The sequence below is a fragment of the Pedobacter sp. BMA genome, from assembly GCF_001027745.1.
Lineage (GTDB): Bacteria > Bacteroidota > Bacteroidia > Sphingobacteriales > Sphingobacteriaceae > Pedobacter.
This window is the reverse complement of sequence record NZ_LECU01000004.1, coordinates 701,648-718,211: the sequence shown is the minus strand read 5'-3', so window position 1 is coordinate 718,211 and position 16,564 is coordinate 701,648. Positions and strand designations below refer to the sequence as shown.

The following is a 16,564-nucleotide window of genomic DNA, read 5'->3' as shown; positions in this document are numbered from 1 at the left end:
AATGTCTATTCTGTTTAGATTTAACGAATGATATATTTTTTTAGCAAAAAATATAAGGGCAAAAGGCATATCGTACAAGTAATCGCAGATTTTAGCAGAACTACTTTTAAAATTTCAGCATCTGAAAATGTAGACCAACATGCTTTTCTGGCGACAAATTCATGTCTATTTATAAACAGCCAAAATATCAGCAAAAATGCAGGGATCAAATAGGCTGTTATTTTTTTATTCATAAATCCTAAGCAAAAGACAATGACCAATTGAATTGGCATTAAAAATAAGATCCCATCAAATAGTGAACTGGTTCCATCTAAGCATGAAATGCCATCTGGTAAAAATAAAGCCATTTGTAATCCGCCTACCAGTGCAGAAACTAGGCTCATAATTAGTGATTTTTTTATTGTATTCAATTTATATCAGTTTATCATTTTCGTTTTGATTTTTTCAAGAGTAAAATACAACCCAACATCAATAACATCATTATTACCAATGAAATAAATATGGCAGAATAAAAATGATGATCATATTTAGAAGGATTTGGTAATCCATCACCATAAGTTTCATCATTCTTATAAAAAGAATAAATAAGGTAAGTTCTAATTAGAAATACGATCTCTAAAAAGAAAATCAAGCTTAGTATTATTTTGGCTTTTTTAGTCATTATGGACAAAGAATATCTTTTGGATCAAAAACCCTGAATGACTTTGTTGCCATTCTCTTTTTAGATTAATTTCATTAATAAATTTATTTTCAATTTTTATCGATAACACATCCCTATTCTCTATTTTAAGAATGGCAGACATAAACAATGTACACCAATCTAGTAACCTTTCCTTAGTTAACTACTGATTATAAAATGAATTCAAAAAATCGGTGAATGATTCGGAAACCAGGATGTAGTTTTTGTCTTTCAGAAATTCGGATTCTAAGATATAAATAGCACCATCTTCGGAGATCAGAAAAACATTCCCGCCATTATCGTATGCAAATGGAATTTTTTTTTCAAAAGTAATTCCGCTTTTTTTATGATCAGCTATGATTTGTTCTATCGGCAGCGTTCCATATTTTATTGAATCAAATCCGTTGATGGTAAAGATATTTTTTAAACCTTTAATATAATCATAACGTGGATAACCACCATTGTAGTTCAGGTAGTGCTGCCTAAAATCGTCTGGAAGGCTGACTTGAAAATTTTCCTCAAAGTTGTTGAGTTCTTCCTGTGTAACTTGTTTTTCTGATTGTTCAAATTGCATAAAACAATAATTATGGTCCTTATATTTTTATTTTTCCAAAATTTAACCAACTATTTTAATTTGCGGTAACATCTTCCAAATCGCTTTATCAGGAGAATAATATTCAGCATTTTTTCAAATTTAATATAAGCCAAGATGCCTTAACCACCAATGACGATATTTCAGCTTATTTTGCTGATTTGTTAACCACTCTAACTGTAGATTCGTTCACGATCTCTCCATCCATTACAAAACTGTTGAATTCGCATCCAAAATCTCTGTTCATCATGGTAAAGTGGGGTTTAACAGCATAGCTAAACCCATAAATTTTTCTAATTGGCTCCTTTGCTATTTTGACCATAAGCGTATCGGTCAGCAGGATATTCTTTTTAATGGTGTAGTATCTTTGGTGCCTTAAGGAATCAAAATACTTTTTGGGAAGCGCATCCTTATAATCTGCTATGATCTTACCGTCGCGTTGTATTTTTATCGACACTGAATCTGCGTCATCATAAGAGTACCCAAAAAGACTGACATCTAATTGATCCACGCTGTTTTTTTGCGAACATTCCCTTTCAGCCCTCGCAAACTTCTTTTCATCGCTTTCGCAGGCAACAAAAAACGGCAATAAAATGACCGATATGGCTTTTATTAATTTCATCCTTTAGTAATTCCAAATTTTAAACAACAATGATGCCGGGCTATTTGGCTTCACGGTAGTGTGGTGGTTCCGCTAAAAGTGGCCACTGGTTTTCATCCATCGTGGCCACCTTTTCCGGTCTATATTGTTCACTAGATTTCGCTTAAAAGTGGTCAATCGGCTCATTTTAAGCAGTTTTAAGCTTCTGAAAGCGGGGATAGATTCAATATTGTTTCGTCTAGAGAAATCGAAATGGAGATGTTCTAATAGCCTTAAAATCAAAAATTATATTGCTTATTCTGGTGTGTTTTTAAAAGTGAGCCGATTTGCCGCAAATCTTATTCTGGAAGGCCGTTTTTCTTGCAAAACCATCTTCTGTGTAGGATTGACAGAACAAATACAGGAAAGATAGATTAGAAAATGAAGGGAAGGAATCTGGGAAGATCGGATATGGCTGACCTTGGTATCAAGAACTTTTGCATAGTGCTGAGTAGTTTTTAAGGCAGTATGCCCAAGTATTTTTTTTGCTTTCTTAGATAATATAATAAAGCAGATGGAAATTACCTTTCATAATTACTTACTTAGAGTGAAACAAAAGTAAGACATCATCTTTCTGGTATCAAGATGTTTAATAGCTGAACGTGTTGGTGTTCAGTTGATTGAAGTAAAATCGGTGCGTTGTGTTTTTGTTTTGGATACGCACCGAATTACACACTTTTTTATTGTGATTTGATGCATATTTTAGGATTTTGATATCAATAAAAAACCCTGCAAATTAAATATTTGCAGGGTTTTACATCATTTGATATTGAATCTTGTAGCCCGTAGGGGAATCGAACCCCTGTTTCCAGAATGAAAATCTGGCGTCCTCACCCCTAGACGAACGGGCCAATAAATTAGTTCTAAGTTCTTACTTCAAAGGCTGAAACTCAAACCTCGATTTACAACTTTCTACTCAATTTGGTAGCGGGGACACGACTCGAACGTGCGACCTTCGGGTTATGAGCCCGACGAGCTACCAACTGCTCCACCCCGCACTATATACAGCTCGGCTTTTCACTTGAATTAAATCCTTAACTCTGTTTCCGAATTGGAATGCAAAGATATAATTCGTTTCTTTGTACTGCAAATTTTTTTTAAAAAATATTTCGATGGCGCATAAAGCAGGTTTTGTTAGTATTATAGGTAAACCAAATGTTGGTAAATCAACCTTAATGAATGTGCTTGTAGGTGAGCGACTTAGTATTATTACTCCAAAGGCGCAAACTACAAGACACCGTATTTTAGGTATTGTAAATGAAGAAGATTATCAGATTGTTTTCTCTGATACCCCGGGCATAATCAAACCAAAGTACTCTTTGCAGGAGAGTATGATGAGCTTTGTTAACGGGTCTTTGACTGATGCGGATGTACTTTTATTCGTTACAGATATTAATGAGACGCATGATGAAGACGATGTTCTTGATAAAATACTTGATCGCGACATTCCTACTATTGTATTAATTAATAAAATTGATACTGCACTACAGGAACAGGTGGATGAGAAAATTGCTTACTGGCAGGAAAAGCTGAAGCCCGTTTCAATATATGCCATTTCTGCATTACACAATCATAATCTAACGGGTATTTTAGATCACGTTCTTGAGCTAATGCCTGAACATCCGGCTTATTACGATAAGGAAGATCTTACTGATCGCTCAGAACGTTTTTTTGTTTCTGAAATCATCCGGGAAAAGATTTTCCTGAATTACCAGAAGGAAATTCCCTACAGTACCGAAGTTATTGTGAAAAGCTTTAAAGAAGAGCCGCTAAAAAATGGCAAAGGGCAAATGATCAGGATAAGTGCAGAAATTGTAGTGGAGCGTGATTCGCAAAAAAATATTTTAATAGGTACAGGCGGCAGTATGCTAAAAAAAGTAGGTACCGAAGCACGCATACAGGTAGAGAAATTTTTGGACAGCAAAGTCTTCCTCGAATTATTTGTCAAAGTAATCCCTGACTGGAGAAGTAAAAAGAATTACCTGAAAAGTTTTGGTTACGACAACTAACCATGATTCCAGGTTAATGAACTGACAGATAAAGCAATTAAAGATCTGCCGAATAAGTATAAAAAACAATTTAAAGTTAAAGGTTACAGAAATTAACAGTACCTTTGCAGCCCGAAATAATTGGGTTATAGTTGATAGTCAATGGCTGATAGCCAAATAGTTTAAGCAAGCTTGCTTAACACCACGATTGTTAACTATAAGCCATTAACTATCAATAATACGTAACATGAGTAATATTATCGCCATTGTAGGCAGACCCAACGTAGGTAAAAGTACCCTTTTTAACAGGCTGACTGAAAGCCGCAAGGCCATTGTTGATGACATGAGCGGTGTAACCCGCGACAGGCACTACGGTGTAGGTGAGTGGACAGACAGACAGTTTACCGTAATCGATACAGGTGGTTATGTAGCCAATTCTGAAGATGTTTATGAGGCTGCTATTCGTGAGCAGGTAATGATTGCTATCGAAGAAGCCAGTGTGCTGATTTTTATGGTAGATGTTACTACCGGAATTACAGACCTTGATGATGACATTGCCCAGGTACTTCGTAAGAGTAAAAAACCTGTTTTCGTTTGTGCCAATAAGGTAGACAATACGGCATTATATAATGAGATTCATACCTTTTATGGTTTTGGCTTGGGAGAGGTTTTCCCTTTGTCGTCCATGACAGGATCCGGGACCGGTGAATTATTGGATGAGGTAGTAAAAAACTTTGAAGACATTCCGGAGGAAGAAAATCAGTTGCCTAAAATAACGATCGCTGGCCGACCTAACGTCGGCAAATCATCTTTGGTTAATGCTTTAATTGGTACGGAAAGAAATATCGTTACCGCTAATGCTGGTACTACGCGCGATTCCATTAAAATTCACTATAACCAGTTTGGTCACGAATTTATGTTGATTGATACTGCTGGTTTGCGTAAAAAAACAAAAGTTAAAGAAAACCTGGAGTTTTATTCGGTAATGCGGACGATTAAAGCTTTAGAAGAAGCAGATGTGGTGGTTTTAATGATCGATGCTCAGGAAGGTATCGAGAGTCAGGATATCAATATTTTTCATTTGGCAGAGAAAAATAAAAAAGGAATTGTAATCCTGATCAATAAATGGGATTTAATTGAGAAAAATACTCAAACGATGAAAACCTTTGAAGAACACATCAAAGAACGGATTAAGCCTTTTACAGATGTGCCGATTATTTTTACTTCAGTGCTGAATAAACAACGTATTTTCAAGGCAATTGAAGCTGCATTAGATGTTTACAAGAACAGAAGTAAAAAGATACCAACTTCAAAACTAAATGATGTGATGTTACCTTTGATCGAAAAATTTCCACCTCCGGCATTAAAAGGCAAGCATATTAAAATCAAATACATTACGCAAATTAACGGAACCTCGCCAATGTTTGCTTTCTTCTGTAATTTGCCTCAATATATCAAAGATCCATATAAACGCTTCTTGGAAAACAAGCTTAGAGAAAATTTCGACTTTGCAGGTGCCCCTGTACAGATTTTCTTCAGACAGAAATAAATTTGTTAGTGGTAAGAAGTCAATAGCTTTATTCACATCATCGAAGGGTTACCATTTCTTAACTATGGTAACCCTTTTTTAATGCTTAAAGCAAGCCGGTTTAAGGTTGAAAATTAATTTTGCAGTATGAAACTTGAGGTCAAAAATAGTAGAACGCAGGACATTGATATTATCTTCAATTTTTACGACATGGCAATTGCCCATCAGAAAAAAGTGTTCAATAAACACTGGCAGGGCTTTGACCGTGAAATGGTAGCACAGGAAATTGCCGACAATAAACAATACAAAATTCTGATTGATGGGCAGGTTGCCTGTGTTTTTGCTGTTAGTTTTGCGGATAAGTTAATCTGGGGAGAACGAGATTACAGCGCTATCTACATCCATCGGATTGTAACCCACCCATCTTTCAGGGGTTATTCATTTGTTAAAGAAATAATTAAATGGGCAAAGGAATATGCCCGGCTTAAAGCCCTGAAATTTATTAGAATGGATACATGGGCAGATAATGAGAAGCTTCTGGAATATTATACTGGCTGTGGATTCGATTATGTTGGAATAGTTAACATGAAAGAAACAGAGGGCTTACCGAAGCATTATGAGGGAATAAGCCTAAGCCTTTTTGAAATTGTGGTATAAGCTAGAATTTGAGTTTCCAGCTCATCATGTCGTCTACATCTCCAATATGTGAAAAGCCATTTTTTTCAAGAATGGAATATGAAGCAATATTTTCCTTCTCTGTTGCTGCAAATATTGACTTCACTTTTGGCTGCGCTTTTGCCCAGCCGATGATTCGGCCAACCGCTTCAGTCATAAAACCTTTTCCCCGAAATTCTTCGTAAGTCCCGTAACCAATTTCAATTTCGCCATTTCTATCAGGTTCTCCCACAAAACAGATGTCTCCCACCATCCGGTTATCTGGCTTAGAGATGATTGTCCATAAGGTGTGATACAAATAGTCTTTGTCCTTATCAGAAACATTTGGTAATATACTCTCCTTTAAAGCAGCGCGCAGTGATGGTGAAATATTTTTTTTCGTTGGCAAAAGGTTAAATTCTTTTTCGAGCGAATGATCGTCTTTAATGTATTTAACCAATTGGCTGTGTGTAAGTGGCTTTAAGATGAGTTTTTCTGTTTCGATCATAGGATAATATAAACAAACGAATATAAATAATGATTTCTATTGTGGTTAATTAGGATTAAATTCTCATTGCTAAAATACTTTATCTTATAAATCATGACTATTTTTGTGCTAAAATTGTTAGCTTTAAATATCCCTCCAAAATAAAGCAAACTAAAATCATTTTGCCAATGCCAATGTTAGAAGAAACTTCTATGCCAGCAGAAATTGCTGCTAAATTTGTCAACTATACCTCCAGACACGTTTTTTTAACAGGAAAAGCCGGGACTGGAAAAACTACTTTCCTACGTAAATTAATTCAGCTCACGCATAAGAAAGCGATGATTTGTGCGCCAACAGGTATTGCGGCAATTAACGCAGCAGGAGTAACCATTCATTCTCTTTTTCAGTTGCCCTTTGGCGCTTTCCTACCAGAAGCCGCTACTGGAATTATTAATCAGAACATTACTTTCAATTTTAATACACCCCGAACCATAGTAAAACACCTAAACATGCAGGGAAATAAACGCCGCATGATTCAGGAGCTCGAATTACTGGTTATTGATGAGGTTAGTATGTTGCGCGCCGATATGCTGGATGCTATTGATTTTTCATTACGCTATATTCGTAGAAATAGAAATGTTCCTTTTGGTGGTGTACAGTTACTTTTTATCGGCGATCTGCATCAGCTGCCTCCGGTAATTAAAAATGACGAATGGAAAATAATGGCGGGTTTTTACAAAAGCATTTATTTTTTCGATGCCCTCGCCTTACAAACTAACCCACCTGTGTATATCGAGCTGGATAAAATTTATCGTCAGGACGATACTGTTTTTATTGACTTGCTGAATAACCTCAGAAAAAATCAGATTACAGCTGAAGACACTGCGTTGTTGAAACAGCATTTCAAAAAGGATTTTAAGCCGGGCGCAAATGAAAACTACATCACACTCACCACACATAACAATAAAGCAGATACCATCAATCGTGAACGATTAAGACAGTTAGTTGCAAAGTCGTATTTTTTTGAGGCGAAAGTTAATGGGGAGTTTAATGAATACGCATACCCGAATGATAGGAGCCTGGAATTAAAGGTTGGTGCACAAATCATGTTTATCAAAAATGATATGACTGCCGAAAAACGTTATTATAATGGCAAAATCGGTGTAGTTCATCACATCGAAAAAGATATCATTGAAATTGAGTTGCCTGATGATAAAACGGTAATTAAAATCTCACCTTACACGTGGGAGAATGTAAAATATAAACTGAATGAGGCCACCAATGAGATCGATGAGAATGTGGCTGGTTCATTTGTTCAATATCCAATTAAACTGGCCTGGGCAATTACAGTACATAAAAGTCAGGGTTTAACGTTCGATAGAGCAATTATCGATATTGGTGATGCATTTGCACCCGGACAAGCTTACGTTGCACTTTCGCGCCTCAGATCGCTAAAGGGCCTGGTGTTAACCTCTCATTTACGTGAAAATGGTTTACTGCAAGACCAGAACATTCACTATTTCTCAAAAACACGACAACCCGCGGAAATACTTACAGAGCAAATTGGTTTAGAAAGTTATGATTTTGCCAGAACATATTTGCTGTCTGCATTTGACCTGAACCTGGTGCGGTATTACTTAAAAGAACATGTAGAAACTTTCGACAAAAGTGAGGCAAAATCTACTAAACAGCGTTATGATGGCTGGACCATGGCGCTATACAAGGATTTCCAGCAGATTACATCTACTGCAGATACGTTCATCAACCAGCTTAAAGCTTTGTTTGCCCACCGTACAGAACATACGCTATTTAATGTCTCTAAAAGGGTGGAGGCTGCCGTAAAGTATTTTAGCCCCCTTATCAAGCAAGTATCAGATAAAATGCTTTCACAAATTGAATCCGTAAAAGAAGAAAAGCAGATTAAGACCTACCTGACTGAACTCCTTGAACTTGAAATTCTGATATATGAGCAATTGAAAAAAATGCATAAAGCGAAAGCCTTATTGGTAGCTATTATCGAAGGTAAAGAGTTTAATAAGTCAGATACTGATGCTTTGTTAAATATAAAGGAACGTAATGCACAACTGCAAAAGGCGATTCAATTAAAAGGTGTGACATTGAAAGTTAAATCTGCTGTTGAGAAGAAGAAAAAAGAACCGAAAGTTGACACCAAGTTTATAAGCTTCGAACTTCATGAGCATGGTAAAACGATCCAGGAGATAGCAAAGGAGCGGGGCTTGTCGGTTGGAACTGTTGAAGGGCATTTAGCCTACTTCATCTCTACCCAGCAAATCGATGTAGGGAAATTGGTCAAACCCAATAAAATTAAAAACATCGCCAATGCTGTCGAGAGCCGGAAAACAAAATCAATGGCGGCCATACGCGAGTTTTTGGGTAAAGATTATTCTTTCGGAGAAATTAAGATGGTATTGGCTTCATTGTTCCCATCAGAGGAATGATGAGCTGGTTAATATAAACGTTAGCCTAAAATCAATTCTAGCTGTGTTTCTCCTTTGTAAATCTTGGTAGACACCGTCTTTATGAAAATCAAAAATTACTATCTTAGCATTCGTGAATAATACAAACCTTTTAGCTCAATACATGCCTTCCGAAGCGGCACCGCTGATTGCAAAATGGATAGATTATTTTCAGTGTGAATTCAAAATTGCTAAAACCCGTGCCACCAAGCTTGGTGATTACCGTCATCCATACCGCGATAAAGGACACCGGATATCAGTGAATTTCAACCTCAATCACTATGCCTTCCTGGTGACGACCGTTCATGAATTTGCTCATCTGTTAACCTGGAACGATTTCAAAAATAAAGTAAAACCACATGGTTCAGAGTGGAAGAAAAACTTCCAGCGAATGATGATTCCTTTTTTCGAAATGAATGTTTTTCCAGCCGATATACATCAGGCAATTGATAATTATATGTCGAACCCTGCGGCATCAAGTTGCTCTGATTTACACCTGTCAAGGGCTTTAAAAAAGTATGATTCTGATAAAATCAATGTTTTACATGTGGAGCAGATACCCGTAAATACCAATTTCAGAATTAAAGACGGGCGCCGTTTTACCAAAGGCGATCGCATCAGAAAGCGTTATCGCTGCATCTGCCTGGATGATAAAAGAATATATTTGTTTAATCCTCTGGCAGAGGTTTTTTTGATCGACTAATTCCGGTTTAGCCAAGCTGCTAAACAAGTTCAAAATTATCACCATCAAATAAACCTTTGTCACTCAGTTTCAACCGTGGAATAACCAGTAGAGCCATGAAAGAAAGTGTCATGAATGGTGCTTCGAGCGTCGACCCCATTTCTTTAGCAAACTGATCAATCCGTGTATAACTTTCTGCTACCTGATAACCATTCTGGTTGCTCATTAAGCCTGCTACCGGTAATGCCAGAACCTGTCTTTTATCATTTCCAATAGCCACAACTCCGCCTTTTTCTTTAATTACCAGATTTACGGCCTCACAAATATTCGCATCATCCACTCCAATAGCGATTATGTTATGACTGTCGTGTGCAACGCTTGAAGCGATGGCGCCAGTTTTCAGCCCAAAGTTTTTAACAAATGAAACCGCCACAGGTGCATCGTGATAGCGGTTGACTACAACCATCTTTAAAACATCGTTTCCTGTATCACTTATGATATTCTGACCGAAGATTTTTGGCCTGGCAGAAAGTCTGTTTGTAATCAGCTGACCATCCAATGCTTCAATTACTGCAATTTCATCTTGTGAAGTGAAAGGATATACAAAATCTGCTTCCGTTTTAAAGCTACAGTCAAAGTGATTTACGGATTTCTGATCTTCTATATCCTTGACCCAATTTCCAACGGTTTTTCCCTGCTCTGCAAGTAAAATTCCGTTCACATAAGTTTGTTTTATTTTAAAATCTTTAAGGTCTTTGGCAATAATGAAATCGGCATCATCACCGATGCGAAGCTGACCAACTTCTAAGTTATAGTGCACTATAGGATTAATACAAGCTGCCTGTAATACATTAAAGATGTTTATTCCTCTGGCAACTGCCCTGGCACATAAGGCATTAATATGATCCTCAACCAAACTGTCAGGGTGCTTATCATCGCTACAGAACATAATCATTTCCGGCCAGTCATTTAACAGGTCTACTAACGCGTCAAAATTTTTGGCAGCGCTGCCCTCCCTTATGAGAATTTTCATGCCGCGTTGGAGTTTATCTAATGCTTCCTCTGCCGTGAAACATTCATGATCCGTCGATATTCCTGCGTCTATATATTGTTGAACAGCGTCGCCGCGCAAACCAGGTGCGTGGCCGTCTACCGGCTTGCCAACCGCATGTGCAGCAGCTATCTTTTTTAATACTTCCTCATCGTTGTATAGCACCCCGGGAAAATTCATCATCTCACTCAGGTATTTGATTTCCGGTCGCGCTAAAAGCGACTTCACATCATCATGGTTAAGTTCAGCTCCGGCAGTTTCAAATATCGTGGCGGGAACACAGCTCGGTGCTCCAAAGTTGAATTTAAAAGGTACAGTGTTAGCATTAGACAGCATAAATTCAACTCCCTCCATACCGCAAACATTTGCAATTTCATGAGGATCACTTATTGTTGCGACAGTTCCATGAATAACAGCAAGTCTGGCGAATTCGCTTGGAATAAGCATACTGCTTTCGATATGAACGTGGCTGTCTATAAATCCGGGAAGAATAAAGTGAGCGCTATCCACCATTTGAGAAAGCGCAGTAACAGATTTTATTTTTCCATCTTCAACCATTACTTCACCAAAGAAAATATTACGCTTTGCAATATCAACTATGTTTCCTTCAACTGTAAAATTGCCCATCCTGTTTATATAAGTTAACCACGGTAACACATGATTTTTGTGTTATCGTGGCAAAACTATCTAATATTTTAATAATTTATCAATCGTATCTGCTAGCCTCGCTTTAGCCAGAAAATTATCTTCCAGTATTTTATTCATTGGAATTGCGGTGTCCAGACTGCCGCAACGCATAACAGGTGCATCCAGGAACTGAAAGCAATGTTCACCAATCCAGGCTGAAATTTCAGATCCGAAGCTATTGGTTAAGGTATCTTCATGTAGAATCAATACCCTTCCTGTAGCTTCTGCAGCAGCTGCAACACTTTCTTTATCCCAGGGTTGCAAGGTTCTCAAATCAATTAATGTTGCGCTCACAGCTGGATTTCCTTTCAGATAATCCATTGCCCAATGCACCCCTAATCCGTAAGTGACGATGGTGAATTGATTTCCTTCTGTAAGCTTAGCCGCCTTGCCAATTTCTGTGGTAAAATAGCCATCCGGCACACTCCCTGTCAAACTCCTGTATAAGTATTTATGCTCAAAATATATTACTGGATTTGGATCTTCAATAGCTGCCAGGAGTAATCCTTTAGCATCTTCCGGAAAGGCAGGGTAAACAATTTTTAAGCCTGGTGTTTTTGTGAACCACGCCTCATTACTTTGCGAATGAAATGGTCCGGCACCAGTTCCTGCGCCTGTAGGCATACGCACTACAACATCTGCATTTTGTCCCCATCGATAATGTGTCTTGGCCAGGTTATTTACGATCTGATTAAAACCTACCGATACAAAGTCGGCAAACTGCATTTCTACAACAGATTTGTAACCATTTATAGATAACCCGAGGCCTGCACCAATTATTGCCGATTCGCAAATAGGCGTATTCCGAACCCTTGACTTTCCGTATTTAACTGCAAAGCCCTCCGTTATTTTAAAAGCCCCGCCATAATCTGCAATATCCTGGCCCATTAAAACCAGGTTTTGATATTTCTGCATGGCCAGATCCAAAGCATCTGATATTGCATCCAGGTAACGTTTTTCGCTTTCTAAGCCGATTGCTTTACTCACTGTTTGCTCGTGAGGGAAATACATATCATTTACCTCTGTCAAAGAATTTGCTTCCGGCTCTGGTTCATCGAAGGCTTCTTCCACTTCCAGCTCAATAGCCTTTTTGATTTCAATTTTGATATCCACCATTAGGTCAGTGGTTAAGATACCCTGATCCACTAAAAAATGCTCATAATTGCTTAAAGGGTCTTTAGTTTCCCATTCATCAAACAATTCCTGTGGTACATATTTAGTTCCTGAAGCCTCTTCATGCCCGCGCATTCTGAATGTTAAACACTCTAACAATACTGGTCTTGGTTTTTGCCTGATGTCTGCTGCAATCCTGTCAATCGTGTCGTAAACTTCCAGAATATTATTGCCATCAATCTGAATACCTTCCATACCATAACCGAGGGCTTTATCAACCAGATGATTGCATCTGAACTGCTCTGCTATTGGTGTGGATAATCCATAACCATTGTTTTCGATCAGGAAAATTACCGGTAAATTCCATACAGCAGCTACATTTAGTGCTTCATGGAAATCACCTTCACTCGTAGCCCCTTCCCCGGTAAAAACCAGCGTAGCCTTTTGTTTTTTCTCCAGTACATCTGCAAGTGCAATTCCGTCAGCTAAAGCCATTTGAGGTCCCAAGTGTGAAATCATTCCAATGATTTTGAATTCCTGGGTGCCAAAATGAAAAGACCGGTCGCGGCCTTTTGTAAAGCCGGTAAGTTTCCCCTGCCACTGTGCCATCAATTTTTTTAACGGAATATCCCTGGAGGTGAAAACACCAAGGTTGCGGTGCATAGGTAGAATATATTCATCACTTTGCATTGCTAAAGTTGAACCTACCGCAATTGCTTCCTGGCCAATACCTGAAAACCACTTACCGATGCGACCCTGACGCAGCAGCTTCAACATTTTTTCCTCAACCATACGGGGGTAAAGCAATCTTTTATATAAACTCAGTAAAAAATTATCGCTTTTGTTGCCCCTGTTGAAATGCATGATATGATGATTTAATTGTTAGCTTAAACTACTCCTGTTTAGTCTTTTTCATTTCTTCGAATTGCTTTGCAAAAGATTTATCTGCCAATGTTGGTAAATCCCGGTATTCTCCCCAGCTTTTTTTGAAGAAACGTTTAAGCATAAAGTTTTTAAACTTGCCACCAAAGAAATCCATCCATTTTCGTTTTTGCATCATGCGGTTAAACATGCTCCAACCCATTTCCTCTGTTTTACCATTTTCATGTGTTGCTGCCGCATCCCGGCGGTTAAGTAACAACATCTTATGGATGTCGATCTTTACAGGGCATACTTCCGAGCATTTCCCACATAAACTGGAGGCATAGCTTAAATGTTTAAACTCTTCCATACCTTTTAAGTGCGGGGTAATTACCGATCCAATCGGGCCGCTATACGTGGTGTTATAGGTATGTCCACCGATATTTTTGTATACAGGACAGGCATTCAAACATGCCCCACACCTGATACAATATAAACCCTGGCGTTGATCTTTTTGGGCAAGCAAGTTGGTACGTCCATTATCTAAAAGGATGACATACATTTCTTCAGGCCCATCGGTTTCATTAGGTTGACGGGGGCCACTCAAAATGGTATTGTAAACGGTCAGGTTCTGACCTGTTCCATGAGATGCCAGCAATGGCCAAAACAGATCCAGATCGTTAATCGACGGTATTACTTTTTCAATGCCTACAATTGCAATGTGAATTTTGGGGAAAGTTGTACTTAAACGAGCGTTCCCTTCATTTTCAGTAATGGCGATACTTCCTGTGTCAGCGATTAAGAAGTTTCCACCGCTTATTCCGATATCTGCATTCAAATACTTTTCCCGGAGTAATTCACGTGCTTTTTGCACCAATTGCGGTGGTGTAGCATCAATGGGTGTTCCGAATTTCTCATGGAATAATTTAGCAATATCTGTTGCGCTTAAATGCATTGCCGGGGTAACAATATGGTAGGGGGCCTGGCCGAGAAGCTGCACAATGTATTCACCCAAATCACTTTCTAAAGATTCAATTTGATTGCTCGCCAGAAAATCGTTCAGATGAATTTCTTCGGTAGTCATCGATTTGGATTTGATGACTGTTTTTCCATTATTTCTTTTAATGATACTAAGAATTTCCCGCTGGGCTTCTTCGGCATCATTTGCCCAGATTACTTTTCCTCCCCGTCTTTGGAAGTTCGATTCAAATTCAGGAAGGAATTTATCCAGGTTTTCCATCACACGCCATTTAATTACGTGTGCTTTCTTTTTCGATGCTTCGAGGTTTTCAAATTTAGATAATCCGCGTTCTACCGCAGTGTTGTATTTGCCAATATTGTAATTAATGGTTCTACGATGTGGTAAATCGAACGCCTTCTCATCAGATTTCTCTAAAAATTCCTCCGCAGTTTTCATCATAATTCAAAGATAGGATTTTATGTTTCCGTGGAAAGTATAATGCATAAAAAAGCCCCTCGGGTACCGAAGGGCTCAAAATATTTATTTCTTAGGATTTCCTTTACCATCCATGTCAACAGCTGGACGTTTTGCCTGATTGGCCAGCTCCCATGCGGTATAATAGGTAAGCTGAGCACGTTTAGCCAACAATGGAAAGTTAATCTTACTAACCTCATCACCCGGTTTGTGGTAATCTTGTTGTAACATACCGTCATAGAAGAAGATAATTGGAATGCCCAGTTTGGCGAAATTATAGTGATCTGATCTGTAGTAAATTTGTTCAGGATCTTTTGGATCGTCATATTTATAATCCAGCTTCATCTTGGTGTAAGTCGCATTAACACGCTCATTCAAGTCGTGTAACTCACTGCTTAACATCTTCGAGCCAACCGAATAGATATAATTAGCCGAATCCGGTTTGCCCAGATACTCCTCGCCAATACGGCCAATCATGTCGGTATTTAAATCTGCAATAGTATTGGCAACAGGGAATACCGGGTGCTCAGAATACCAGTCTGATCCCCATAAGCCTTTTTCCTCACCAACAACAGTCATGAATAAGATACTGCGTTTCGGACCTTTACCAGCTTTTTTAGCATCTACAAAGGCCTTCGCCATTAACAATACCCCGGTTGTTCCCGAGCCATCATCATCTGCACCATTATTTACTTTATCTGTAGCATTGGGATCATTTACCAGTCCTATGTGATCATAATGACCCGTTAATACCAGTACTTCTTTCTTTAACACAGGATCTGAACCTTCAAGATAACCCAGAACATTTTCACAACGAACAGCTGTTTCTGCTTTTGCAGCACTTGCAGAAAATGGAACAGTTAAAATCTGCGAAGCAGGGGCCTGGTTGTCGGTTATTTTCTTTTGTACATCTGCAACTGTAGTGTTTGCTGATTTAAATAAATCATTTGCCAAAGCGGTTGAGATGGCGATGCGGGGAGCCGCATTTTGTGCTTCAAGTGCACTATTGGATTTCACCAAAACTCTTCCTTTATTTTGAGCCTGTTTGGTGTTTTCTGTTATTCTATCGACAGCAGGGTCTATTATAATGATTGCCTTTACCTGGTTTGCTGCAAAATATTTTGCTCTTTCATCCAACATTGCTCTATAAGTAGCCCTGTCAATTCTTGCACCTGCTTTTAATGTCGGATCTCCGGAACCAAACATCATTACCACTTTACCCTTGATATCTGTTCCTGCAAAATCGTTGTAATTATCTTTCTTAATGGCATAACCAACAAAGACAATTTCATCTGTAGAAAAAGTAAAGCCTTTATCTGAAATTAAGCTTGGCGTTAAAACATAATCTTTCTGGTACTCTTTAGGCTGACCGTTTACAGTAACATGGCTCTCTTTCAGAGTAACATTTACCAGGTCAATTTTCTGGAAATAATCGCCGTTTACCGGTCCTTTTAAGCCGATAGACTTAAAATAATTACGGATATAATCAGCAGCCATCCATGCACCTTTCGTACCTGTCTCGCGGCCTTCATATTCATCGGATGCCAAAACAGAAAGATGTTTTAAACCATCCGCGGGATTAATGGCTTTACTAAACCTCATTGCGTCCTTATTTGGTATAAGAGGTTTTACTTGAGCAAAACAACTTGCAGAAAGCAGTGTAGCCAAGCTAAGAGTTAAAAATCGTCTA

General features: G+C 38.4%; 13 protein-coding genes and 2 tRNA genes. 5 read left to right on the top strand and 10 right to left on the bottom strand.

Annotated features, from left to right (window positions below; all coding sequences use genetic code 11):
- Window positions 1–20 precede the first annotated feature (20 nt).
- The 5 genes from AB669_RS09270 to AB669_RS09245 all read right to left on the bottom strand — a co-directional run bounded on the left by AB669_RS09270 (window position 21) and on the right by AB669_RS09245 (window position 2,909).
- Window positions 21–383, bottom strand: a complete 363-nt coding sequence (locus tag AB669_RS09270; protein WP_047798968.1) for a hypothetical protein — start codon at window positions 381–383, stop codon at window positions 21–23.
- A gap of 459 nt (window positions 384–842) precedes the next feature.
- Complete coding sequence (locus AB669_RS09260) at window positions 843–1,253, bottom strand: SMI1/KNR4 family protein (protein ID WP_047798966.1); 411 nt, start codon at window positions 1,251–1,253, stop codon at window positions 843–845.
- Between the two features lie 166 nt (window positions 1,254–1,419).
- Window positions 1,420–1,893 (bottom strand): hypothetical protein, encoded by a 474-nt coding sequence (locus AB669_RS09255; protein WP_047798965.1) that lies wholly within the window; start codon window positions 1,891–1,893, stop codon window positions 1,420–1,422.
- Between the two features lie 797 nt (window positions 1,894–2,690).
- A tRNA-Glu gene (locus tag AB669_RS09250) sits at window positions 2,691–2,762 on the bottom strand.
- Between the two features lie 71 nt (window positions 2,763–2,833).
- A tRNA-Met gene (locus tag AB669_RS09245) sits at window positions 2,834–2,909 on the bottom strand.
- A gap of 114 nt (window positions 2,910–3,023) precedes the next feature.
- Here AB669_RS09245 and era point away from each other — a divergent pair.
- From era to AB669_RS09230, 3 genes are all read left to right on the top strand, one after another.
- Window positions 3,024–3,920 carry a GTPase Era gene (gene era, locus AB669_RS09240; protein WP_047798964.1) on the top strand — a complete coding sequence of 299 codons (897 nt, stop codon included), beginning with the start codon at window positions 3,024–3,026 and terminating at the stop codon, window positions 3,918–3,920.
- A gap of 226 nt (window positions 3,921–4,146) precedes the next feature.
- Entirely contained in the window at window positions 4,147–5,448 is a 1,302-nt protein-coding gene (gene der, locus AB669_RS09235) for a ribosome biogenesis GTPase Der (protein ID WP_047798963.1), read from the top strand.
- A 126-nt stretch (window positions 5,449–5,574) separates the two neighbouring features.
- On the top strand, window positions 5,575–6,084 hold the full coding sequence (locus AB669_RS09230; protein WP_047798962.1) for an N-acetyltransferase: 510 nt from the start codon (window positions 5,575–5,577) through the stop codon (window positions 6,082–6,084).
- Window position 6,085: 1 nt separating this feature from the next.
- On the opposite strand, the gene AB669_RS09225 is transcribed toward AB669_RS09230, so the two are convergent.
- Window positions 6,086–6,589, bottom strand: a complete 504-nt coding sequence (locus AB669_RS09225) for a GNAT family N-acetyltransferase (protein WP_047798961.1) — start codon at window positions 6,587–6,589, stop codon at window positions 6,086–6,088.
- A gap of 167 nt (window positions 6,590–6,756) precedes the next feature.
- On the opposite strand from AB669_RS09225, the gene AB669_RS22510 reads away from it, so the two are divergent.
- Both AB669_RS22510 and AB669_RS09215 read left to right on the top strand, forming a co-directional pair.
- Window positions 6,757–9,027: a helix-turn-helix domain-containing protein gene (locus AB669_RS22510; protein WP_304413471.1), complete on the top strand. Its 2,271-nt coding sequence runs from the start codon at window positions 6,757–6,759 to the stop codon at window positions 9,025–9,027.
- A gap of 142 nt (window positions 9,028–9,169) precedes the next feature.
- The gene (locus tag AB669_RS09215) at window positions 9,170–9,748 is read left to right on the top strand and encodes a SprT-like domain-containing protein (RefSeq protein WP_047798960.1); all 579 of its coding nucleotides are present in this window, start codon (window positions 9,170–9,172) and stop codon (window positions 9,746–9,748) included.
- 19 nt (window positions 9,749–9,767) lie between these two features.
- On the opposite strand, the gene ade is transcribed toward AB669_RS09215, so the two are convergent.
- The 4 genes from ade to AB669_RS09195 form a co-directional block, all read right to left on the bottom strand.
- Window positions 9,768–11,405 carry an adenine deaminase gene (gene ade / locus AB669_RS09210; RefSeq protein WP_047798959.1) on the bottom strand — a complete coding sequence of 546 codons (1,638 nt, stop codon included), beginning with the start codon at window positions 11,403–11,405 and terminating at the stop codon, window positions 9,768–9,770.
- A 60-nt stretch (window positions 11,406–11,465) separates the two neighbouring features.
- A complete protein-coding gene (locus tag AB669_RS09205; RefSeq protein ID WP_047798958.1) occupies window positions 11,466–13,442 on the bottom strand; it encodes a thiamine pyrophosphate-dependent enzyme in 1,977 nt (658 codons plus the stop codon).
- Window positions 13,443–13,470: 28 nt separating this feature from the next.
- Window positions 13,471–14,859, bottom strand: a complete 1,389-nt coding sequence (locus AB669_RS09200) for a LutB/LldF family L-lactate oxidation iron-sulfur protein (RefSeq protein ID WP_047798957.1) — start codon at window positions 14,857–14,859, stop codon at window positions 13,471–13,473.
- A gap of 81 nt (window positions 14,860–14,940) precedes the next feature.
- Entirely contained in the window at window positions 14,941–16,476 is a 1,536-nt protein-coding gene (locus AB669_RS09195) for a M28 family peptidase (protein WP_231582655.1), read from the bottom strand.
- Window positions 16,477–16,564: the final 88 nt, after the last annotated feature.